This window comes from Candidatus Eremiobacterota bacterium, from assembly GCA_031082125.1.
GTDB lineage: Bacteria > Vulcanimicrobiota > CADAWZ01 > CADAWZ01 > Ess09-12 > Ess09-12.
This window is the reverse complement of sequence record JAVHLM010000027.1, coordinates 88239-110430: the sequence shown is the minus strand read 5'-3', so window position 1 is coordinate 110430 and position 22192 is coordinate 88239. Positions and strand designations below refer to the sequence as shown.

The following is a 22192-nucleotide window of genomic DNA, read 5'->3' as shown; positions in this document are numbered from 1 at the left end:
CCTTCACGACGGGTTGTCCGGGGGGCTCGTTCCGGGGGATTATCTGCAGTGCCGGAAAAACCCTCTTTCCCCGGTTCCTGTCCCTCACTCAGAGTAACGGGCAAATCTCAGCACCTTGGCAGTGAAGTCATGGAAGGCTATGCATGGGAAGCCGCTCCCGTCGAGGGCGAGGGAGAGAGCGTCGGCGCGGGCATTGGTGACGGCGAGGGGAGCGGGGACATGGTGGGCGTGAGCGCCATGGTGATCTCGGGGTTGTTGCCGGCGATCACATCTATGTCAAAGGCTGCTTCGGCAAGGGCCTCGTCTGAGGCGCTGCCCGCCAGGATCCTGATTGTCTTCCATCCCAGGGGAACATTCTCAATGACCGCCGTTGCGGCAGCCCCGGAAGCCGGCCTGTCAACCCGCAGAGGAGGCACGGCATTCTCTGTGGTACCCCGCTCAGAGATATAGATGGCGAAATAGACTGTACCTGCAGGTATCTCGCGCAGCAGGCAGCGGGTGGAGTCTCCCCGGAGGCTTCCCTCTATTTTCAGGACACCCCTGTCGCTCTTCTGGGGAAAGGGAAGGGTTATGACGAGCTTCGCTCCCTTGTTCCCTCCTCCCGGCCATCCTCCGGCTCCCCCCGATGCTCCGGAGCCGCAGCCCCCGGAAAGAGCTACCGCAAGGACGAAAGCGAGCAGGAAAGGAAAGCAGCGAAAAGCGAATGAATGATTCAGCCTCATAATCCCCCACCTTCAGAAAACCATTAGTGTTCCCAAGATTATACCATGCAAAGAAACACATTTCAAGCATCCTTTCAAGCGCTCAGAGCCTGAAACACTCCAGAGGAGGAGGGAGCCGCAATGATACCGGTCCCTGTTGACGACAAGGGGCTGATGAAGTTGTTGATGCCCGCGGAGCCTGTTCCCACGACGACCGTAGGATTGAGGGACGACTACTTGATGAGAACCTTCACAAAGAATTCTCCTCCTGCGTCAGGATCGGGAATTAATCCTGCCAGAGGAATGGTGAGTGTGTTACCCGCTCCATTATAGAACCTCAGGTGGTTGACAGCCCATTCTCGGACAGAGTATTGGTTCATGTCACAGGGGCCGGCATTCGTAATATCCCAGCCAAGCCAGGAATCATATGTGGATATGGTGCTTGCGGCAGGGAACAGCCCGTAGTTCTTTTCCCAATGGCGGTAATAAACGATAGCACCCGAGAGGTCTATTGAGGTAAAGTGATATTCCGGATTAATTCCTGTCTCTGCCGAGAGAGCCTGTGCCATCGAGAACTTCATAAAGGTATTCCTGTTGACCTCCCCGGTGACATCTTCCAGGCTCTGCTGTGCAAGTTTTCCATTGGGCAGCTCCAGTTTTGCCAGATCTTCCAGACCGTAATGGTCCGCAAGCCAGAACATCAGCAGTAATCCACAGGAATATAGACCGGGATTATTGTTTCCCCCAAAAATTGAGCCTCGATAACTCCTTGAGAGAATATTTCGCAGGTCATAAATCCTCAACTCCTTGGAGAAAACATCGCCGAAGAGAAAACCTCGATTGACCATGCACTCTAAATACATGGAGAGACCCTCGTTAAGAGGAGCATCAAGAACAAGTGTATCGAATTGTGAGCTTGGAAAATAAGGGTGGCCGGATTCGTACACTTTTCTCAGCCAGCGCATAATATGTTGTGTTTCATGGGCAAGAATCCCTTCAATATCATTGACTGTCGCACAGTTTCCATCCCCGCCCAGGGGAAGAAGGCCTGTGTCAAAACAGCAGCCGCAGTAGACAATGTCAAGCTCGTTTGAATCGGGAATCTGACTCCGGGGATAGAAATTAAAGGGTGCTACAAATGCGTTTTCATTATTTACCAAAGAAAAGGCTGCGAATATATGATCGCCCCACCGCAGCGATGAGTTGGAGCCGCAGAGATTACAGCGCAGCCGCTCACATTCATACACCGTAGCCTGAATGGGTGACTGTGCGGCGAATCGTATAAAGGTCTTCTGCTCCTTTTGCATGCGGGGAAGTTTGATTACAGCTGCCCCCGGCCTCCATAGGCGCGGCACACAAGCGGGTCTGTTTCCCATCCCATCACCCCTTGAAGGGAGTTATACCAGCTCATGGTGCCCGGGAGAATTCCCCTGGCCTCTCGATTCCGAAGAATTCCGCGGAGACTGCCCCTTTATACTATCGCAGAGCGGAGTAAGATCCGGGAGGAGGCGATGAGGCCCGTCAGGAGCTGAGCTTTTCCAGCTCATCGGCAGAGAGGCCCGTGAGATCGGCTATGGTACGGGAATCAAAACCTTGCTTCCTCATCCTGAGCGCAATTTCACAGACCTGCTCCATGCGGCCCTCTTCTCTGCCCTCTTCTCTGCCCTGCTTGATACCCTGAGCCATGCCCTGAGCCATGCCCTGAGCCATGCCCCGTTCCATGGCCTCCCTCTCACCTTCGATACGCAGCGTGGCCTCGTCAAGAAGAGCCTTCTCGCGGACCTCCATCATCTCTCTCACCATTCTGTCCGATGACGCCTTTTTCATCTCCCTCATAGCCATCAGAATCTCCTCCTCGTTCTTCAGCACTTCGGGAACCTTCCCGGGGTCAAAGGCATAGTGCTCGCCAAACTTCAGCACATGGAGCCACTTCTCGAACCGGGTCCGAAGGTACCTCGGCTTCTCCTTCCTGAACTTAGGAAGCTCGATGAAGTGAAGCTCTTTCAGGTCCGTGAGCTCCCTCTTTGATTTAATATTAGCATACCGGTAAATGGTGTGTAAATCCCCTTCCTCCCTGAAAAGCCGAAAGTTCAGAATCGATATGGATATGGACTTCATGAGGTTATCGTAAGCTCCGCCCTCTTCAATATCACCGGTAAAGAGTCTGTCGTGGTAGTAGATGACCCTCGCGATATATGAGCGGTAGGTTCTCACCTGCATCTCGATGTTATAGCGCTTCCCTGTCTCGTCTGAGGCCTTCACGTCAAGAGTGCTGAACTTGTCGTCGAGATATTCCTTGAGATTGGCCGGGTTCAGGAACGTGAGGGATATGATCCTTTGATCGCCCTCAAGATGCAGGATCGCGTTGAGAAGGGACCTCAGGATCTTCTCGTTCTTCTCGTGGCCGAAGACATACTTGAAGATGATGTCATTCCTGAGGCTTATGGTGGTCAGCTCTCTGATTTCCCTTGAGTCCATGGCTTCACCGCCTTTCCCGGCACTGCCGGAAATTCATCCTGACCATAATTATAGCGGGGAGAGATTGCCGTAATGTTGAGAAAAGGTAAGAAAAAATGGCTTTTGTGTGAAAAGAATGTGAACACTGTGGCGCGGTATTTGCACGAAGCGGAGAAAGCGATGGAGCATGGAGGCACAGAGAACAGACAATTTCTGTTTGCCGGGAGAATTCCCCTGGCCTCTCGATTCCGGTTCTGAAGAGGGGGGGGCGGCAGGGAGACCAATGCTGCTCGTTTCTGTGCCTGATCATACGAGAGCTGCTATAAAAGGAGTGCAGGGGAGAGTTTCACAGGGAGTGACATTCTATGCCGGGGTCATATGGATGCGGCATCCTGAGGCATGCAAGCCGTGCTCTCATCAAATAACTGAGCCGCTTCATAATTCAGCTTCATATCGATGCCCGGCTTCAAGCGGCCAGATACCAGGCCGGGACTGTATTCCTTTGTTTACGAAGGGGAGCAGAACCTTCCGGGCATATTCAGCAAACTTCTCAAGCGAATTTGTCGGGACTTGTACTCCGGCACAATAAAAGACGATGTCCGGGCCTTTTGCTTCCACAATCCAGTATGCTCCCGGCAGCATATTGAAAGAGAGCTTGACGAGGTTTTTCATCGGATTCTCTGAAAATGCCTCTACGATTTCAGGGCGAAAAAAACTCTCGACGGCTTTTCGGTCAGGGCCTGTGACATAAAAGCTCTTTGAAAAACGTGGGCTCTCCTTGAAATCGATATCAAGATCCTCCCCGAAAACATTAATATCCATTATTGATTCGCCCCGCATAAGGAATCTCGGGAAATTCACTCCCTCCAGGGTTACTATTGCAACAGTCTGGCACATCACTACATCTCCAGTTTTTCTGAAACAATCGACGAACAGGCCTGAAAACTCCGCCGTTGAAAAGATGCCGATTCTTTCCAGATCATCAAGCGGAGTGGCATCAGCAAAAAGACCATGAGGATAAAAAGATAAAGAGAACTTTGAAAGCACTCTGCTCAATGCTTCCTTCTCTTTATCTGTTTCTTTGAGATAATCGGGTGAGTGTGCCTCAAAAGTAATTCTCCTCATATCTTTCAGAATATCCGTCATCGATTGATAGCGCTCTCCCGGGTTGATGGAAAGGCATTTCATGATAATCCTTCCGAAAAGAGGGGGAACATCTTTATTTATTTGCGTGATCGGGGGAAATTTGAAATCATACCGGGCGATGTCCTGATCTGTCAGAAGGAAATACAAGGTGGCTCCGAAGGAATATATGTCGGTCCTCTGATCTGACTGGCCTGAGCCGTATTGTTCCGGCGGAGAGAAGCCCGGCGTTCCAAGAAACTGGGTATCTCTGAGTTTTCCGGGAGTGAAGTACCGGGCAATTCCAAAATCAACGAGCATTATCATGTAAGTGGCCGAAGAAAGCATTATATTGGACGGCTTGAGGTCGCGGAATATAACGGGCTCCGGCTTGTGATTATGGAGGTATTCGAGGATTGAGGCGAGCTGAAGTGCCCATCTAAAGACCCCTTCACACTCTATAATGCCGTTTCTTGATGCTTTGATTTCTTCCAGGTTTTTTCCGGGAATGAATTCCATGACAAGATAGTGCCGATCACCGGTGGAAAAGAAATCCGTTACGGAGGGAAGGCCCGCATGCCTGAGGCGGGTGAGCAGCTCTGCCTCCCGCCTTAATAAATCCAGCAGGTGATTGCGATCCTCCGGGGGAATCCTGGACTCCTCTATTTCCTTGAGAGCCCGCCGCATTCCCGGATGACTGATTTCCTCGGCGAGGTACACCGTCCCATAAGAGCCCTTGCCAAGAATCTCGATGATTCTGTACTTTTCAGCTATTATTCTCCCGGCATCCATAACTCCTCGGGCTTTTCCCTTTTCCCTCCCTCTCAAAAAGATGCGCTGATTAAGCTTGAGGGATCGATGTTTTCATTGATAGAGCGGCTGCCTGCCGATAATTCCCTTTACTGTTCCCCAGGGTCTTGAGCGCTTTCATCATATCGGAGAGCTGCCATTCCTTCAAGAACTGCCGCGATTACTCCTGCTGCCGCCATGCCTTCAGGAGGGGAGTGCCAGGTACTCCTCCAGGCCTCCATTACCGAGAATAAGATATTTCCCTCTCGCCTTGAAGCTTTCAAATAACGCACGCTGCCTCACTCCAAGGCTGCCTTTGTACTTGACTTCAAGGAGATCGTTGTTTTCTGTAAGAAAATCTATTTCATTACCTTCCTGACAGACATAGCAGGGATTGAGGCCCCTGAGCTTCAGATATACATAATTCTCGAACAGGCTGCCTTTGTCCCGGAAGCCTGTAAATAATGTCCTGATACCGAGATCGGCAGCATATACTTTCTTCGGCGAGAGAATCCTCTCATTGGTTTTTCCCCACCTCGCCACAAGGTGAATGAGATAAGTATCGGCGAACATATCCAGATATCTCCTTGCGGTGTCGGGAGAAATCTTCATGATTCTGGCCATCTTGTTGATACTTGCCGTTTTTCCGGCGCGCTCCATGAGAAGCAGGAAAAACTCCTTGAGAATCCTCGTATTCCGCAGATTGTGAAAGGCCGCTATGTCCTTGAATATGATGTCGTCCACCAGTTCTCTCAGGTATTCGATGTTCGGGCGCAGCACATATTCCGGAATTCCGCCCGAATTCAGATATTCCTCAAAATATCCCTCAATCAGATGAGAATCGCTCCTGGCAACCTTGATCCCCTTGAACCGCAGATATTCATTGAAATCCAACGGGAGCACCTCCAGGATGACGCTCCTGCCGGTGAGCCAGGGCTTTTTCCCCCTCAGCACAGAGGCGCTGGAAGAGGAAGCATAGATTTGAAGGTTCTGGCTGTCCTGGAGGTTTTTGAGCTGTACTTCAAAATCCTCCTTGTATGCCACCTCATCGAGGAAAAGGTACGCCTTTTCCGCAAATCGGAGTCTCCGGACTTTCCTGAAGTCATCGACCAGCTCCAGGATTGTCTTTCTGGAGAGAAGATAGTCGTCGAGACTGATATAAAAGAGGCTTCCGGACTTGATACCCTCTTCTTCCATGAGATGCCTGACAAAAAGCTTCAGGAGGGTTGTCTTCCCCACGCGGCGCAGGCCGGTAAGAAGGACAATCCGCCCGGTACCGAGATGCTTTCTCATGGCCTCCAGAAGGGCGGGTCTTTCTATGAAGCTCTCGGTCTGGTACCGGGCCTCCCACCAAGGATTGTACCGATAAAACAACTCATCCATTCTTGTTATAATATACTATATTATCGTATATAATGTCAATATATTATACTACAGTATCATATAATTCTTTCATGCTCTACCAGACAAATTAAAGCCAGGGCAAAGACTGGGCGCTTTAAGTCTCAAGAAAGAATTGGATGCGGTGATTTTGGTTTATAAATGAGCACTATAATGCCACTGATATTTATGAGGCAAAACGGGATGTGATAGAACGGCTTCTTAAAAAGCCGGGTTCAAGGTCTAGAAATGAAAGAGGGATGCTTGGCGTTATGCAGCTCCGAAATGATAGTGTAAAGATATGGTCTTTATAAAAATGAACAGTGACAAAACACGAGGAGAACAGGGGACATTCTCCTGGCCTCCCGATTCCGGTTCTGAAGAGGAGGGGTTCCACGCCATTCCTGTCGGGGTGGCAGCCTGCGCCTCACCTGTCAAGATAATGCCGGTTCTCCGCTGACACGAAATAAAGCGAAAGGCTTACCTCTCCGTTCACACCGGTATCAGTTGATATCAGATAGTGCAGGATATTTTTGCCGGCGTCCACAGTAAAGCTGAACTCGCCGGTGAATGAGCCGGGGCCTTTGTGCTTGGGACTGGCGGCAACCGCGAAAGAGCTCCTTATTGTGTCATAATCCTTGCTGAGCTCCACAAGATCCGCCTTGGCTGAAGCGGTGTCATATTCATGAGGGGCGGACACGGTGTAGCTTACCGTCACGGTGCTCTGCGAAGAGGGCGCCGCGAAGTACAGATGGCCGCCTTCAAGACCCCAGTCATGGCTTTTTTCCTTCTCTTCCCTCAGAAGCTCAATGCCGGATACGGTGATGGACAACTGATTCGATCCCCTGGTATAGGTTTTTTGGAATGACCCGGACCTGGCCGCTGCCGGTGCTGCCGGCTTTGCCGCTTCAGGCTGCTTTGCTGCCGCAGGCGGTTTTGCTGCTGCAGGCGGCGCGGCGCTTTGAGCTTTGCGCCGGGCCTCGTCTTCAATTCGAGTGCGCTCGTTAAAGGCCGCTACCTGTGCCCGCAGGGCGGCCAGGTATTTCCTGTCCTCTTCGTATTGAGCCCCCTTTGCCTGCGAGGCAAGCCTTCTGTCAATAATCTCCTGCTCTCTTTTCGCCCTGAGCGCCGCCCTCTGAGCCGCGAGCTTTTCGGCATCGGCGGCATATTTTTCCCTCGCGAGCAGGTCGGCCTGGTTCTGCCTGTTTATCTCAAAGGAATTGCCTGCGGTCGCGGCGTAAATCTTCGAGGCTATCGCTCCTCCGGCTATGGCGAGGACCGGTGATGCCACTACCGCCCCCGGTCCCATCATCGCACCGGCCCCCGCGCCTCCCGCCGCTCCTATGCCCACAGATTTTATCCTTCCGCCTTCTTCAACCATTCTTGCAAAAGCATTTCGAAAGGTGGTGGTTCCCTCCATCGCTTCATAAAACTCGCCGCTAATCCGCCCCGAAGCCCCGGCAATATCCATGGCTTTTAACATATCTTTGCCTGCCTGAAGGACTCCCTTTGCCCTGCCGAAGAATCCCGAGTTCTGCACCGCCTGCTCTTTCATCAGAAGGTCTCCCTGAGCCCGGGTGTTCGCCATGATCCGGCTGTTCACATCCCTGATCTGAGTGTTCAGCGACTGGACCCTGGCGCTCATATTTGACTGGGCGTCAGCCTTCTTGAACCAATCGTACGCCTTGAGGCCGGGATTGGCCGCCCTGGCCGCATGGTAGTCCCGGTAATTGGACTGCTTCACCTGATCCAGCTCTTTTACAAGCACTGTCATGGTATTCTGAAGCCTGGCGCTCCCTTCTATGAGGACCCGCTTGCCCGCGGCGATTCCTTCGAGGGCTTTCCCGGCATCGCTGATTTGCACGTCAATATACCCGGCCATTGTTTCAAAGCCGTCTGATATGCCGTCCTGCGTCAGTAAATCTCCCGTCTTTAGCACATCGGGCCTGTCAGCCCATATGAAAAGCCTGTCCCATGTGCCGGGCTCCTCGGCTGAAGAGCCGGTGCAGAGACATAGTACAAGGCCCAGAAGAATGAAGGCACGAAAGATCATCCTGCCGGGGGTTCCTGATTCGCTCCGTGTGCCTCGCATCATTTGTTCACCTCGCTGAAGGCGTCTTTTACCGGGAAGTTGAGCAGCTCGATCCGGCTGAGAGTCATTTTTCCCGACAGGCTCTCAAAGTAAAGGCAAGTGAAAAGCCAGGGCACGCCGGGGGCGCTCAGAAAAATGAAGCCGCTCTTTTTATCGGCCCTGACGGCCATAAGCTGCGCGCGCTGCCAGAAGGAAGCGGACGACTTTGCGATCACCCCTGCGGAGCTGGCCGAGGTCGCTGCGGCTTCCTTCAGAACCTGCTGATACTGGCTGGCATGAAGGCGGCTCATCGTCTTTTCAAGCTCCGATGAAAGCGCCTTGTGGTCAGAGCCGCGGAGCAGAGCCTTGAACGACTGGAGGCTCGCTTTCATGCGGCCTGCCGCAATGCACATGTCGGCGGCGAGAAGCCCGGGATTTCTCAGTGCCCGCAGCTCATGCCTCCAGAGGCCGGGAGCGGCCCTGTCGAAGGTTTCGGAGAATGCGGCGCTTGTCTCGGCGGTCATCTTACGCACCGCTTCAGGCGGGAATTTTTCCTCCGAGCGCAGCCAGAGAGGCTGAAGATTGTAGGGAGGCTCGCCGCCCTGCCTCATAAAATCGCCGGTGACAAGCTCCACGTCATATATTCTCGGTCCGGTGCTCTCGGCGCGCCACCGGGTAATCATCAGGGTATCCGTCCAGGGATGATAGAGCCCGACAAGAGCTTCCGCGTCGCTCTGATATGAGATGAGGGGAATGGCTCCATGGGCGAAATACCTGAGCGCCGGCCCGCACACCCTGACCATGTCGGCGTAGCCGATCTCCGCCTCGGCGGTCATGAACAGATTTCCCGCGGCCCCGGGATTCTCGCGCATGAGCTCGATAAAGCCGCAGATATCCACCAGAAGCTTTTCAGGGCTCATTGAGTCTGACGCAGGCTTCCGCCCGCTGCCGGAGGCCTGCGCCGGCTGAGCCCCGCCGGGGGGCGCCGCCGGCTGATCGGTCATCTCGACCTTGACCAGCATGATATTGGTGTTGGCATTTCCCGCCAGGTAGCCGAAGGGAATAAAGCCCGACTCAAGCTCTTTCCGGACACCTGCCTCAACGGCATTCACATCTCTCGAATAGGCACCGATCTGCCATTCCAGAAGCCTGCAGTTTACGGGCTGAATCAGAAGAATCCCGAAGGCACCGGAGACAATGGTCATACCGGCGGGAATATAGCCCTGGCTGACGAACTTTTTTATGCCCTCAGAGACCTCCTTGCCGTCAATCTTTGTGGTAATCCACTTCCATCCTTTTGTCCTTATCCTCATCTTGAGAAAAAGGACCAGGACATTTTCCCCCGAGGTGGTGAGATCGACAGGGGTATACCCTTCTGCCACATGCCTGTCGAGACCGGCAAAAAAGGAGTCCACCGATCGGTACACGTCAATTTTCCACGCAGTGGCTCCAATCAGGCTGTTTGACACATAGTGAACGTGTATCCTGTCATTGACCGCTCCAAGTCCGACAGGAATAAGGCCCTGCTCCGCGTTGAGGCTGTTCACGCCCCGGGAGATTTCGTCCGTATTGACTGGATAGTCACGGAGAACCCATTCGGCGGCAAAGGGAGTGCCTGCGGTGAAAAGCAGCAAGAGCACCGACAACAGAAATATTTTTGCCATATGAATTGTCCTTTTCGATGTGACAGTATATCTGGCTTTGCCGGAACTTGATGGCATTTCCCGGAAAATCCCGGGCCTGGGTCCGAATGGCGGGAAGCGGGATTCCGGCTCTCCCCGGCCTCCGCAGAATAGTATACACTATATTTCAGGAAAAGTCCAAAGATTTCATGGAGAAGCGCGGTGAGAGAGCTGCTTAATCAGCAGGGAAGGAGCGCAGACTAATCGTATCCCTATGGCTCCTGCCCTGCAAAAGGCCGGAAACAAGCGGGAATCAGACCTGGCCTTATAATATCTGTTGACCAGTTCAATTATGGGCCGGCCGATCTTGTCGTGTTATTGCCTGTGACCAGCAAGGCAAAGGGAGTTCCCTTTCATGTCGAAGTCAAACCCCCGGAAGGCGGTCTTGGCGTGAAGAGTTTCATCAAATGCGAAGATATCCGGTCTGTCTCCAAAGAGCGACTTTCAAAGCGACTGGGCATGATATCAAGCGATACTTTTAAATCAGTTGAAGATCGTCTTCGTATACTCCTTTGCCTTTAGAGAGAGGGGTTCATGGACGCAGGTATCGATTGCAGCCGATAGTATGGCGGAATTCAGTCATGAAAGGTGTACACCTTCTGTTGCCCCTCCTGAGATAAGGGCCGCGGCTGACATGCATGGGAGAGCCTGTGTGGCCTTGAAAAAGAAAGGGTACCTCTATTCGGGAAGAAACGGGAAGGGCTGTGACGAATACCGCAGCTCTTTGATTTCCCGTGAGTCCATCGCTTCACCGCATTTCCCGGCGCTGCCGGACATCGGTGCTGACCATAATTATACAGGGGAGAGACTGCCGGGAGGCCGGGAGAATTCCCCTGGCCTCTCGATTCCGGTTCTGAAGAGGAGGGGGGGCTCCAGGCAGTTCCCGCGGCAGGGAGGAAATGAGGAAAAGCGGAGGAATTCACCTTTCAGAGAGGAGTGGAGGGATTATGAGAGAGAAGGAAGCCCTGACTCCATGCCTTCAGGTGAGCCTCCCTGTGGGACCGCGCAAATCAGTGAAGCTTTCCCGTGACGAGGGGCTCCTGATAGAGGGAAAAGCAGGGAAAGTGACCTGGATGTCCCTGAAAGGCTCTTTCGTCCATTACAGGGCTCACTATGCCGGCGAGTCCCTGAAGCTCCTCGGGGAGGGAGCGCCTTTCATCTGCACCGGGGCGGGCACATGGCTCAATGCCATGAGGCTCAGGTCAATCCTCTGGACGCGGAAGGAGAAGTGCTACTGGCTCACGCTGGACTCAGGCGTGCCGCAGAAAGGATCAGGAGGCGGCTCCGAGCCCCTGCGTGTCCGCGTGCATCCCGCCATGGGAAAGAAAATAGCTGATGCCCTGGGGCTCCCGCACCTCTATCATGTAGAGCCTTTCCCGGAGCTTCACCGCGCTCTCTGGGAAGAGGGCCTGAGGGACTATAACGTGGAGCTCATCAGGATGGAGTCCGGAGAGCTGCGGCGGTGCTTTGACGATAGCGGAAAAGTCGATGTGGAGCGCCTCACAGGGAATCTCCTGTGGCAGCTTTACCGTTACAGGATCGCAGGCCGTGAGCCCTCCTACGAGGTCACGACACCCCGCGGCTTCCTCTACCGCCCCCTGCTGGTAGTGCTGAACAGGCTCGGCCTCACGTCTGCAGGGGTTTTCGCCGCATCCCTGAATATACCCGGCACTCTCACCTCCCTGGAACTGCCTGATGGAGCCCCCTCCCCGGAGATTCCCGGGCCGCCGGGAGCTCCCGGAGCGCGTGAAAAGCTTTTCAGAATAGCCGCCGATTCACCCCTCTGGCCCTTCATCAGCCCTGCTCACGGGCCGGAGGTGAGCGTCATGGGCGCCGGCGCCACGGGAACCGATTACTGGTACGCCCTCCTCCTCAGGACCCTCGTGGAGCTCTCGGCGAAGCGCCGTTTTTTCACCTACCGCGACCTTGGCTTCGAGGATGTGAGGCCCGACCTGAGATGCATCGGGGAGAAGCACCCCCGGGTGGTGCTGGTGATAGAGAAGTACAGTCTCTCGAAAGTGCTCCATGAGGCCGGCGGGAGGCTGGGGATATCGGCGGTCATACTGGGAGGGAACCCTTCGTGGATACCGACGGAATATTTCTGCGATGCACTCAAGGGCAGGCTTGAGCCGAGCGATCCCGTGCACCTGGTGAGCCTGGTGGACTATGATCCCTTCGGATGGCTCCTCGTTGAGATGTTCCGTGAGCAGCTTGAGCGCTACGGGGTGAAGGCCGCCTCGGTGAGGCACCTTGTCGTTCCTTCAAGGTTCAGCGCCGAAGAGATCAGGCAGGTGAGCTATCAGGTCGAAAGCCCTCATGAAGCCATCAGGGGCAAGATAAGGAAGTGGATGGAGGCCGGAGGCGGCATCGAGGGGAAGCCGAGGGGGATCCATGCCGACGACCTGTGGCCCCATGAGAGAATATGGAGCGCCCTCGAAGAAGTGTGCCGCGGCCTCCTGGAAGGCGAAAAAGGGATGACCTCCGCCCGCCGGGCGCTGCCGGAAGCCCCGCCCGCACCTGTTGAACCGAGTCCCTCAATCCCTTACGGAGCCATGGATGGCCCGCTCTTTGCGAAGGGCCTGCCGCGCCTGGTGGTCCAGGGAGATATAAAGACGGGCCTCGTGCTGCTGCCGCCCGGCGAGGTGGCGTCAATCCGCCCGGAGCACGGGGGAAGGCTGGAGCTGGTCACGGTGACAGGCGACGTATTCCACCTCTCGAAAGGGACAGGCCCCGATTTCAATCGTGTGCAGGAAGCAGAAGGCATTTGCGGTGTTGCAGAGGACTAAAGGAGCGGCTATAGAAATACACCATTCCAGGGGGGAACCAGGGATGAAAGAGCCATCGTCTCCCGACGAGTCAATGACGGAGCATCCTGAGGGAGCCGCGTCTGCACATGCCAAATATCCTGCGCCCGGGAGCCCCGTGCTTCCTGCCCGCCCGCGGAATCCGAAATCAATCCTGCCGCTTCTTCTCTTCGTCATGGCCCTGCTGGCCCTCATAATCTTTGGCTGGCAGAAAGTCACCGAGCTCCCTGTGAAACTGGTGCTTGCTTACAGTGACGGCGTTCCCATGGTCCTCAAGGAGGAGACTCTGGAAAGATCCCACCTTCTGCCAGGGGAGCTCATCAGGACAGGATACACTCTCATCTCGGGCAATTGCCCCAGGACCGTCATCTCGGTGAACAGCGAATATTACTTCATCATGGGCGCCGATACGAGGCTTACCGTCGATGCGATGAAGAAAGCCGGCACTTCCAGGGACATCCTTCTGAGGCTCAGGATGGGGAAAGGGAGGCTCTGGATTGACAATCCCGGGTGCGTGAGGGTGAGCGTGGAGACGCCGCGCGCTCTCGTGGAGCCCGGCAGTGGGTCCACTGAAATCTCCGTGTCGCCCAAGGGAGACACACGAATCCTCTGCTGGAGGGGAGAGGCGCAGTTTCAGACCTTGGCGAAAAAGGCGCGGAATCCTTACTCCATGCTGAGCCCTGAGCTGAGCCCCGAGTCGAGCCCTGAACCGGGCCCGGAGCAGGCCACGGCCCTGGGAGAGAAAGAGTGGATCTCCATAGGCGCCACCAAGGGAATCTCGCCTGCACGACGCGTCAACCCGTCCACAATGGATCCCTGGCAGGCCTGGAGTCTTTCAATTGATCTTCCCAAGGTGCGTGCCGGCGAGCTCCAGTCCCCCCGTGATGCCTATTCCGCCCTGAAGAGGCAGAATTTCAAGTATCCCTCCCTCCAGGGCCATTCCTCAGCCGATGAGTAAAGCCCCTATTTCAATGAGAACATCGATCCCGCCAGCTTTATCAGCGCTCCCCCCGCAAGGTAAATCAGTATTACGACACAGGGCGGGATCACGTATTTCTGCCACCCGCTCAGGCGGGGGTGAATATCCTCCCTTACCAGCAGATAGGGAAGAAAATTCATCGCATGGGTACAATTTGCCGTATCAATTCCGCTCCTGATGAAAACAAGGATGAGCACGATGAAAGCCCATACGGCATAGATGATGAACCAGGTTTTCTGCGGTATCGCCATGCTTCTTCTCTGAGGCTGCATATCCATAGGTAATGGAACTTCCATAAAAAGCAGTCCTGCCCTGCAGCGCGCCCGCCGCAAGACAGGCGGCTGCCCGCCGGCCGCCTCGCGCTTGATCTCGCCATTGGCGGCCTTCTCGTGAATCTCAAGATGAAAGGAGCTGACCATCTGGGCTACCGCTCCATGGCGTCCTTTGCCGTGGAGCATCTCTCAATGTCAGGGCGCACCGCGTCGGAGGTGCAGGAACTCATAAGGACCGGCTCGTGGTATGCAGGCCCCTCACTTTGCTCTTCGTGGCAAATCTCATCAGGTGACGAAGATCTGCTGGCAGCCCGCGACAGGTGCTTTGAAAAGCCATGGAACAATTTCAGCGATGTTGACGAAATGCTCGCCTGTGAGGCCCAGATGAAAGTTGAAAAAAATTCCGTCCTGTGTGCGAGCGAAAAGAGTGCCGAAAAAGTCAGGCAGATCTGCACCATGCCCCAGGGCGCCAGTCCCGAGGAGACTTTTCTTGTGGACATCCTCTCTGTAAAAGACCCCTCACCGGCAGCAACAGGATCGATGATGATCAAGTTCTTCCTCCCCGCTGAGCTCTATGACCTGTGGAACATCGCTGCCATGGCTTTTCTGCACCTCACCGCGCAGGCAGAGGCCACCCAGACTGATCCAACCCGGCACGATCTCAGCCAGCCTTTCGATGCCCATGTCCTCCCGGAAGAGAGATTCCTTGCCGCCCTCATGACGGACTACCTCACCACCGAGGGGACCTTCCACAAAGCGGCCCATCACCACAGAATTCTCAAGCGTGACCGGTTCCGCTGCCAGGCTGCCGATGCCGGCGCAACCTCCATGTCCACCATATCATCAGGCGCTCCCAGGGCGACACCGATGATTCCTGGAACCTCATCACGCTCTGCAATGCCTGCCATCTGCACCTTCTCCACGGCCTCCTGACCCTCACCATCAAGGTCCGGGCGCCCAACGACCTCACCTTTATTTTCGGTTCCCTCTCAGAAGGAGATCCCTTCCTGGTCTATGAAAAGGGCTTGAAGGCCCTGCCCGCCTGACAGCAAGAGGACCGGGGTGATTATGCCAGAAAGGCGCCTGCGAAGGAAGTGCGGAGAAAGCGCCGAAATATATGATGGGGAAGGAGGGGATCCATTGCACCACGAGCTCTCTGCCGGAACGGTCCTGAACGAGCGGTTCTCCATTGTCAAGGTCATCGGCGAAGGCGCTGCGGGAGTCGTGTATTGTGCCGATGATCTGCGGGAGACGGGGCAGCGCTGCGCGGTGAAGGAAATGGCACCCCTTCATGCGGGCGAGGCGGAGCGCAGGGAAGCCCTCGCCATGTTCAGGAGAGAGGCCGAAATCCTGAAATGCCTTGATCACGGCGGGCTGCCGAAGATCATCGACTTCTTCAGCGATGGAGAGCGCCACTACCTGGCAATGGAGTATATCGCCGGGGAGAACCTTCACACTATCGCCAAGGCACGGAGCAGGCCCTTCGACTACCGGGAGCTTGCCCCCTGGGTGCTTCAGATCCTCTCCATTCTTGAGTACCTGCACTCGCAGCCCACGCCGGTGATATTCAGGGATCTCAAGCCCTCCAACATCCTTGTCACAAAACTCAACCGCGTGAAGCTCATTGACTTCGGCATTGCGCGCCTCTTCGCGCCTGAAAAGACCCGCGACACCTTCGTGATGGGGACGCCGGGATTCTCCGCCCCGGAGCAGTACGGGACCTGGCAGACCGACGGGAGGAGCGATCTCTATTCCCTGGCCGTCACCATATACTGGCTGCTCACCGGCGAGGACCCCGAACAGTTCGCCTTCAGGTTCCCCCCGGTGACGCAGTTCAACGCCGCCGTGCCCCCGTGGCTTGAAGAGGCCCTCGAAAAATGCCTTGACGAGGACCCCGGACGGCGCTTTCAGTCCGCGGCCGAGATGAAAGGGTATTTTGAGGAGGCCGCCCTGGGAAGGCCCGCAATGCCCGCCCCCTCATATGCTTCATCACCGCCGCTGACCGGATGGCCTGCCTTTCAAAAGGATCCCCCCGTGGCGATCTTCGTGGTGCTCGGCATAGTGCTCAAGGTTCTGGTCTTCCCCTTTCTTGTCACAGGGGATAAACTGCTTCTCGCAACAATCGCGGCACTTGCAATTGCCACCCTGGCGGTGAGATTCTTCTGGCCCGCCCCGGCCGGCACGGCCCCGGGCGTCGGAGCTTCTGCCGGGCCATAGGCGAAAAGCATGGTGGAGGCTTGAAATGAAGCGATACGCTCTTATGCTGACGGTGCTCCTGTTCCTGCTTCAAACAGGCACAGGATATGCCTGATACGGCTGAACAAGAATATACCTTCCCGTGAGCGAAGGGCTGTTGTTCTGGCTGATAGTGATCCTGCTCGTCATGGACTACGCGCTCATTGACGAAAAGCGGCATTTTTATGCCGACGGGTTCTTTGTGATAGCGGCGGGCCTGTTCAGGGGCGGCGGGTCCGACCTGCCTTCCAAGTCGCTGGTGGATTCTTTCATCATCGCCCTCTTTTTCGTCACCGTAAGGATGCTTTTCAGGCAGGAGTTCCGCGCCTCCTCCCTTCGTGCCCTGTCAGGCCCCCGGAGGCTCTTCGCTCTCTCGGCTCTCGCTCTGGTACTTTTTCTCTGGGGGAGCGTCATGGTCATACGCCCGGTGGGGACCTCTCACGTGGTCTATGCAAAGTCCAGCCTGAAAAAAGTGGGAGATGCGATGGAAAAGTATGCCGCCGACCACAAGGGAACATATCCCGAGAAGCTCGAGCAGCTTGTACCCGGTTATTTCAAAGAGCTTCCCCCTTTCACCTCTCCATTGAAAGATGGCGACAGGCTTTATTATGAAAAGAAATACCGGGTGCTGCTGCACTATGAATACACTGTGGACAATGCGGTCCCTGCCTATACCGTGATGTGCGGGATAGACAGGGGGTGCGGGGCAAAGAAGCCGGGAGAGCGCGGATATCCTTCATATATGGGATATGGCTCCAAAGAAGGCCTTTTCGAGTGCTATTAGAGAGGGGGCCATCATGTGAGGTACTCTCAATAGTTCTTATGGTATATTCACGATAGTCCCAATGGCATATTCACGATAGTCCATCTGGAGGTGTTGCAATTCCGCCCTGCACGATACAATAAAAGTGAGGGAATTTAAATGAGAGAGTGATACTATGTGGCCGTTATTTGGTGATACTATGTGGCCGTTATTTGGACGACAGAAAGTGACTGCCCCGGCGAAAGCCCAGGACTCTCAGCATGAGACCAACAAGAGAAATCTCAGGCGTATCAAAATGCTCCTCATAGTGAGCTGCCAGAGCCGGGAGCACCAGGATCCATTCCAGATAATGACGGATAATGTGAATGTGCACGGGATAAAGTTTGTCTCCACGAAGAAGCTTTTTGCAAGCGAGATTATCTCGATGAAGATCCTGCTCCGTTCCCATTTTCCCACGATTTCCGCCAAGGGCCGGGTCGTATGGTGCGACAGCAGGATGATGCGCGGCAAGTCCCTCTATGAGGGCGGCATTGAGTTTATTTCCATAAGCGACGAGGACGCGAGGTTTTTCGAGAAATTCATCGATAAGTTCGGTCTCGGCGGATTTGATCCCGAGAACACGCTGTTCTAAGCGGCGGGCATACCTCAGCCAGGGGAGGCATCCAGTTGTAAATCGTGGGGAGGGTAAGCGCTCATTGTGGGGGATGTGCCACAGGTCAAGATGGGTAATGAGGCTACAGCAGCATTTCCAGTTCAATTTCATCCCTCAGGGGGATTTGATCAGCACCTCGCAAGGGAATCATAGGTTTCAGCGTGCGCATGTGCGTAATTCCATTTCTATGCACTGCAACCAGCTCAAATCCTCTTTTTTGATAGAACCGCAAGGCATTCAGGTTATCATTAGAAGTAACCAGCCACAGTCTCTTACACCCCTCCTGTCGGGCAGACGCTTTCACTGCCTCAATTAAAGCAGTTCCCATTCCCATGGAAGATTTTGTGCTGTTAAGAGTTACAATCTCACAGCTCCCGCCCTCGATATGGTAAGTAAGCAAGCCAACCCTTTGCTGGTCATAAAGAGCAACCAAGCCTGGCAACTGGTGCGGGTAATATATGATCCCGCGAGCAATCACCTGCTCATCTCCCCAGTGGTGGGTTATGAATTGGGAGACCCAGGTGCGTTCATCGGGATTGAGAGCACGAACATGAATATTTCCTTCGCCTTCTGCCCGCTCAACCGGCAGGCTCATGAGCTTGCTGTTCAGATCAATAAATCCGAGGGATTGGTAAAACTTCTGCGCCCCGATTTCATCCTGTCCTACTCCAAGAAGGATACTTGAGCACTTTCGCTTTTTGGCAATTTCTTGAGCTCTCTGGAGCAGCATTCTGCCAATGCCTTTATTCCTGTGATTTTCATTGACATATACATCATCACACCAGGCAAAAGGTGCCACTTCATAGCTGCTTTCCCCAAAAGTTAAAGAGAGTATTCCAATCAGTTCTCCCTTATCAAAGGCGGCAATGAAAACCAGGTTGCTTTGCCGGTGTGTCGCCCTGGTAAATAATAGTTCCATTTCAACATTTTCCGGTATCCGGTTGCCGGCATGGCGGTAAAAATCCCGCATAATACTGCGAAATTCAGGAAAATCTCCCTGTTGAATCTCACGAATTTCTATCTGCTTCTCAACTCCTCTGGCGGACACTGGGGGATAGCACTCCTGGATCCGAATTCGTCTCTCAGGTGCTCATTTCAGGGGAGGCTCAAATCTTTGCCATGTTCCAGTTTTCGTTAAGCGGGGAAGAGGCTTCCCTGGCCAGAACATCCTGTAAATAGGTAACACCAGATGATATGGGCATCCGTTCCCAGCCTTTCTGGCGGGCCACGGTTCTCAATTCGGAATTGGGATTCAAGCACACGGGATGGCGGGAACGGCTCAACATGCCGATGTCGCCTGAAGAGTCGCCGAAGGCGAAGGTGGGTGCGCCATATGCGGCTTCAAGCTCATCAACCATTTTGCCTTTACCTGATGCCGTGTGCAGCGAAGTTGCCAGCTCACCTGTATATACACCATCGATTACCTTGCAGCGGGTAGCAATGACAGCATCAAATCCCAGCTCTCTGCCGGCGATATCCGCTGTCTCGGATACGCCTGCAGATACCATGACAGTGCTGTATCCGCGGGAGCGAAGCTCCGCGACAATTCGTTCAGCCTCCGGATAAATATTACCCTTAAAGCTTTCAAAGAAAACTTTGGCGGCAGCATCTAAATCCGACTGTTTCCTGCCTTCAAGTCCCCGCGCCCAGGAGCGTCCCCATTCTTCCACCCAGTCATCATATGACATCGTCTTATTTTTGTACTTGTCCAGTATGTCCATCTGATGACGGTATTCCTTATCACTGTAAAGGCCTTTCTCATGAGCATAATCGAGGAAATCCATGGATATGAAGCCGCGACTCAATGTGCCATCGAAATCGAACAAAGCGTATGGCGCATCGGGCTTCAACGTGGGAATGTCACTGGTGTGCGCTTCTCTGCAACCTGATGCACTATCTGCTTCTGCCCCGGCAAAGTTTTGTGATAATTTTACCTCGCAGTTTGATCCCCGTGTTGAGAGATTTGTGCCGCCGGGTGCATCCAAAGGACGCATCTTCGAAGATACAAAACCATCACCTGCAGAACCGGGAGTGTCTTTTGCTTCGGGTATTGCAGGTGATTCCAGAGTGCCATAAAGCATCTGATTATTAATAGGAGATATATTTTCAAGCATATGCCCCTCCCGGAATCACTTCAATTTGTATAAATTATACCACTTATTTCGTGTGCTGAAAATAGCATGGCAATATACCATTATGAATCGTGATGACGACGGTCAGGGCGGGATCTGGCTGGCGGGCGGCGAATATTGAGAAAGGGTGGATATGGTCCTCGTGAAATCTTCAATAGCCCGCAGGAGGGCCTCTTATGCGGAATCGTTTATTGCTCCCTCTCACTCTTTTGATGGCAGCGCTTCTCCTGGCGTTCACACTCACCGGCTGCGGGCAGAGCGCCTCATCACCGGCGCCTCTGGTGGGTTACGGCGGCTCTTTCGAGCCATCTCCTTCGCCCCTTCCCTCCCCGAGCTCATCGCCGAGCCCCTCGCCATCAGTCAGCCCTTCACAGGGCACCACCGGCACCGTCACCGGCATCGTCTACGACAGTGATTCACATGAAGAAATCCAGGGAGCCCAGGTCATCATCGGCGGCAAGACCACGCTCAGCGACTGGATCGGCCACTATGAAATAGATGGTCTTTCCCCCGGGACCGCGCAGGTGACTGCCAGCTGCCAGGGATACCTCGGTTATTCGGGTTCAATGACCATACTATTACAGGGTCACCGTGGACGGCCAGAGCGAGGCCGGCTCCTTCAGGACAGCTCCCGGCGCATCGGCAAAGGAGCTCTCCTTCTATGCCTACGGTGATACAAGGGCAAACCATTACCTGTGGGGGCCCGTCAATGACCATGAGAACGTCTGCAAGGCGATCATGAGCGATATGAGCGGGAGCGCTCTCCGGCAGACTCTTATCCTCAACGACGGGGACGTGGTCCGCCATGGCCTCGACGAAGCCTACTGGGACACCCAGTACTTCAATCGCTGCTACCCGGGCCAGATGCAGCTCGAATCGACGCTGCCGATCATGACTTCTATCGGAAACCACGAATGCTACCTCTCCAACTGCGCCGGCATCGACTCCGTGATAGGCGGGCAGCTTCTTCTGAAATACTGGCCCTATGCCATGTTCCCGCGCAATGATCGCTTCTACTACTCCTTCGACTACGGGCCGATCCACGTCGCAGTCGTCGATACATGGATGCATCGCGATTACACCCCCGGCACGGACCAGTACGAGTGGCTGTCAAAAGACCTGGACAGCGCCGGTAAAGCCTGGAAGATAGTCTTCATGCACACGCCGGCCTGGGACTGCATGTTCGTCGACGATGACATCATCAATGGGCTGACTCCCCTCTTCACGCAGAAGGGGGTGAGGCTGGTCATTGCGGAGCGGATTACGGGTATGCACGCAATCTCATCTCGCGGGCTCCCTGAGAGGCGAGAGTATGAATACTCTATGATAAGTATACCAGAGATTATCTGCAGAGGCGCTATTACCCAGGCTTCTTTGGCAGCATGACCTTTCACCGCATCCACAGTCCAGAGCTGTACCTTTGAAATAACCGAGTATGACTGACGCGGCGCAGCGCTCAAGGCCGCATCCTTAAAGAGAGCTATCGAGACGCATCATTTCCATAAAGGATTTGCGCTGTTCAGGGCTCATTTCTTTAAATCTCCGGTTCATTTCAGTGCGCCGGGCATGTTCATCCCGGGTGATTTTCCCTTCTCGTGACAAATTATCATATTCCTTTTGTTTCTCATCAAATGTATTGAGGCTGCTCTGCTCTCCGTTAAGAGGGCCAAGCCCCTTGGTAACATAAGGATGACCGCTGATAAAAGATTTCCTGTTATCTATCTCTATATCGGTTAATTTACCCTTCTTCGTGGTAGTGCCATTCAGAGTATTTTTCAATCGGGACTTTTCGCCTTTTGTGAGTCCTTCATAAGCCTTTATGGCTCCAGGGCTGAAGTTGTTTTTTAACTGCTGAATTCCCGGGTCCTTCCTGGCTTCAGAAGTGAAGCGCTTTTCAGTGGCTGGATTGAGAGTGCTCCGGGCTTCCGGGCTGAAGGATACCCCACCCTTTTCTGATATTCCCCCTCCCTTTGGCGTAGTGGATTTATCCTTTGCTGCAGAAGAAGTCCGATAATGGATATTTCCATATTGATTCGCATTGAGAGAAGGAGTGTTCCCCTCTATAGTGCTTCCCATAGTATCCCTCCTGAGGAATTCCTGGTAAGAACAGATTGTACCATTTGTCAAGACAGATTTGCATCCATGATATAGGT

Annotated in this window: 19 protein-coding genes and 1 pseudogene; 9 read left to right on the top strand and 11 right to left on the bottom strand. The window is 54.1% G+C overall.

The window, feature by feature from the left end; genetic code table 11:
• Positions 1–137 precede the first annotated feature (137 nt).
• The 7 genes from RDV48_24335 to RDV48_24305 form a co-directional block, all read right to left on the bottom strand.
• Complete coding sequence (locus tag RDV48_24335; GenBank protein MDQ7825953.1) at positions 138–722, bottom strand: hypothetical protein; 585 nt, start codon at positions 720–722, stop codon at positions 138–140.
• Between the two features lie 212 nt (positions 723–934).
• Complete coding sequence (locus RDV48_24330; protein ID MDQ7825952.1) at positions 935–2077, bottom strand: hypothetical protein; 1143 nt, start codon at positions 2075–2077, stop codon at positions 935–937.
• Positions 2078–2222: 145 nt separating this feature from the next.
• Positions 2223–3179, bottom strand: coding sequence for an Rpn family recombination-promoting nuclease/putative transposase (locus RDV48_24325; GenBank protein ID MDQ7825951.1), 957 nt, complete (start codon positions 3177–3179; stop codon positions 2223–2225).
• 414 nt (positions 3180–3593) lie between these two features.
• Complete coding sequence (locus RDV48_24320) at positions 3594–5072, bottom strand: serine/threonine-protein kinase (GenBank protein ID MDQ7825950.1); 1479 nt, start codon at positions 5070–5072, stop codon at positions 3594–3596.
• Between the two features lie 201 nt (positions 5073–5273).
• A complete protein-coding gene (locus tag RDV48_24315) occupies positions 5274–6452 on the bottom strand; it encodes an ATP-binding protein (GenBank protein ID MDQ7825949.1) in 1179 nt (392 codons plus the stop codon).
• Between the two features lie 424 nt (positions 6453–6876).
• Positions 6877–8544 (bottom strand): hypothetical protein, encoded by a 1668-nt coding sequence (locus tag RDV48_24310; GenBank protein MDQ7825948.1) that lies wholly within the window; start codon positions 8542–8544, stop codon positions 6877–6879.
• Positions 8541–10184, bottom strand: coding sequence for a hypothetical protein (locus tag RDV48_24305; protein ID MDQ7825947.1), 1644 nt, complete (start codon positions 10182–10184; stop codon positions 8541–8543). The genes RDV48_24310 and RDV48_24305 overlap by 4 nt, the downstream gene beginning before the upstream one ends.
• Positions 10185–10439: 255 nt before the next feature.
• Here RDV48_24305 and RDV48_24300 point away from each other — a divergent pair.
• The 3 genes and pseudogenes from RDV48_24300 (at position 10440) to RDV48_24290 (ending at position 13964) form a co-directional block, all read left to right on the top strand.
• A pseudogene (locus RDV48_24300) lies at positions 10440–10724 on the top strand (type II toxin-antitoxin system PemK/MazF family toxin).
• Between the two features lie 425 nt (positions 10725–11149).
• Complete coding sequence (locus RDV48_24295) at positions 11150–12988, top strand: hypothetical protein (GenBank protein ID MDQ7825946.1); 1839 nt, start codon at positions 11150–11152, stop codon at positions 12986–12988.
• Positions 12989–13031: 43 nt separating this feature from the next.
• Complete coding sequence (locus RDV48_24290) at positions 13032–13964, top strand: hypothetical protein (GenBank protein ID MDQ7825945.1); 933 nt, start codon at positions 13032–13034, stop codon at positions 13962–13964.
• A 5-nt stretch (positions 13965–13969) separates the two neighbouring features.
• Here RDV48_24290 and RDV48_24285 read toward each other — a convergent pair whose 3' ends face one another.
• Positions 13970–14404, bottom strand: coding sequence for a hypothetical protein (locus tag RDV48_24285; protein ID MDQ7825944.1), 435 nt, complete (start codon positions 14402–14404; stop codon positions 13970–13972).
• Here RDV48_24285 and RDV48_24280 point away from each other — a divergent pair.
• The 4 genes from RDV48_24280 to RDV48_24265 all read left to right on the top strand — a co-directional run bounded on the left by RDV48_24280 (position 14387) and on the right by RDV48_24265 (position 17886).
• Positions 14387–15190, top strand: coding sequence for a hypothetical protein (locus RDV48_24280; protein ID MDQ7825943.1), 804 nt, complete (start codon positions 14387–14389; stop codon positions 15188–15190). The two genes, RDV48_24285 and RDV48_24280, sit on opposite strands and share 18 nt — an antisense overlap.
• Before the next feature lie 207 nt (positions 15191–15397).
• Positions 15398–16474: a serine/threonine-protein kinase gene (locus RDV48_24275; protein ID MDQ7825942.1), complete on the top strand. Its 1077-nt coding sequence runs from the start codon at positions 15398–15400 to the stop codon at positions 16472–16474.
• A gap of 121 nt (positions 16475–16595) precedes the next feature.
• Positions 16596–17276, top strand: a complete 681-nt coding sequence (locus RDV48_24270) for a hypothetical protein (GenBank protein ID MDQ7825941.1) — start codon at positions 16596–16598, stop codon at positions 17274–17276.
• 178 nt (positions 17277–17454) lie between these two features.
• Positions 17455–17886 carry a PilZ domain-containing protein gene (locus tag RDV48_24265; GenBank protein MDQ7825940.1) on the top strand — a complete coding sequence of 144 codons (432 nt, stop codon included), beginning with the start codon at positions 17455–17457 and terminating at the stop codon, positions 17884–17886.
• A 103-nt stretch (positions 17887–17989) separates the two neighbouring features.
• On the opposite strand, the gene RDV48_24260 is transcribed toward RDV48_24265, so the two are convergent.
• Together RDV48_24260 and RDV48_24255 are read right to left on the bottom strand one after the other, a co-directional pair.
• Positions 17990–18955, bottom strand: coding sequence for a GNAT family N-acetyltransferase (locus RDV48_24260; protein MDQ7825939.1), 966 nt, complete (start codon positions 18953–18955; stop codon positions 17990–17992).
• Positions 18956–19013: 58 nt separating this feature from the next.
• Positions 19014–20021, bottom strand: coding sequence for an HAD family phosphatase (locus RDV48_24255; GenBank protein MDQ7825938.1), 1008 nt, complete (start codon positions 20019–20021; stop codon positions 19014–19016).
• Positions 20022–20215: 194 nt separating this feature from the next.
• On the opposite strand from RDV48_24255, the gene RDV48_24250 reads away from it, so the two are divergent.
• Both RDV48_24250 and RDV48_24245 read left to right on the top strand, forming a co-directional pair.
• On the top strand, positions 20216–20713 hold the full coding sequence (locus RDV48_24250; protein MDQ7825937.1) for a carboxypeptidase regulatory-like domain-containing protein: 498 nt from the start codon (positions 20216–20218) through the stop codon (positions 20711–20713).
• Positions 20631–21425, top strand: a complete 795-nt coding sequence (locus RDV48_24245; GenBank protein MDQ7825936.1) for a metallophosphoesterase — start codon at positions 20631–20633, stop codon at positions 21423–21425. Before RDV48_24250 ends, RDV48_24245 begins: the two co-directional genes overlap by 83 nt.
• Positions 21426–21509: 84 nt before the next feature.
• Here the strand turns inward: RDV48_24245 and RDV48_24240 are convergent, their stop codons facing one another.
• Complete coding sequence (locus tag RDV48_24240; protein ID MDQ7825935.1) at positions 21510–22115, bottom strand: hypothetical protein; 606 nt, start codon at positions 22113–22115, stop codon at positions 21510–21512.
• Positions 22116–22192 lie beyond the last annotated feature (77 nt).

What these genes read in the sequence shown, in the direction of transcription:
- RDV48_24290 (MDQ7825945.1), top strand. Translation starts at nt 13,032, where the DNA reads ATGAAAGAGCCATCGTCTCCCGACGAGTCAATGACGGAGCATCCTGAG.
- RDV48_24320 (MDQ7825950.1), bottom strand. Translation starts at nt 5,072, where the DNA reads ATGGATGCCGGGAGAATAATAGCTGAAAAGTACAGAATCATCGAGATT.
- RDV48_24335 (MDQ7825953.1), bottom strand. Translation starts at nt 722, where the DNA reads ATGAGGCTGAATCATTCATTCGCTTTTCGCTGCTTTCCTTTCCTGCTC.
- RDV48_24310 (MDQ7825948.1), bottom strand. Translation starts at nt 8,544, where the DNA reads ATGATGCGAGGCACACGGAGCGAATCAGGAACCCCCGGCAGGATGATC.
- RDV48_24280 (MDQ7825943.1), top strand. Translation starts at nt 14,387, where the DNA reads ATGAAAGGAGCTGACCATCTGGGCTACCGCTCCATGGCGTCCTTTGCC.
- RDV48_24295 (MDQ7825946.1), top strand. Translation starts at nt 11,150, where the DNA reads ATGAGAGAGAAGGAAGCCCTGACTCCATGCCTTCAGGTGAGCCTCCCT.
- RDV48_24285 (MDQ7825944.1), bottom strand. Translation starts at nt 14,404, where the DNA reads ATGGTCAGCTCCTTTCATCTTGAGATTCACGAGAAGGCCGCCAATGGC.
- RDV48_24325 (MDQ7825951.1), bottom strand. Translation starts at nt 3,179, where the DNA reads ATGGACTCAAGGGAAATCAGAGAGCTGACCACCATAAGCCTCAGGAAT.
- RDV48_24305 (MDQ7825947.1), bottom strand. Translation starts at nt 10,184, where the DNA reads ATGGCAAAAATATTTCTGTTGTCGGTGCTCTTGCTGCTTTTCACCGCA.
- RDV48_24240 (MDQ7825935.1), bottom strand. Translation starts at nt 22,115, where the DNA reads ATGGGAAGCACTATAGAGGGGAACACTCCTTCTCTCAATGCGAATCAA.
- RDV48_24330 (MDQ7825952.1), bottom strand. Translation starts at nt 2,077, where the DNA reads ATGGGAAACAGACCCGCTTGTGTGCCGCGCCTATGGAGGCCGGGGGCA.
- RDV48_24255 (MDQ7825938.1), bottom strand. Translation starts at nt 20,021, where the DNA reads ATGCTTGAAAATATATCTCCTATTAATAATCAGATGCTTTATGGCACT.
- RDV48_24265 (MDQ7825940.1), top strand. Translation starts at nt 17,455, where the DNA reads ATGTGGCCGTTATTTGGACGACAGAAAGTGACTGCCCCGGCGAAAGCC.
- RDV48_24250 (MDQ7825937.1), top strand. Translation starts at nt 20,216, where the DNA reads ATGCGGAATCGTTTATTGCTCCCTCTCACTCTTTTGATGGCAGCGCTT.
- RDV48_24315 (MDQ7825949.1), bottom strand. Translation starts at nt 6,452, where the DNA reads ATGGATGAGTTGTTTTATCGGTACAATCCTTGGTGGGAGGCCCGGTAC.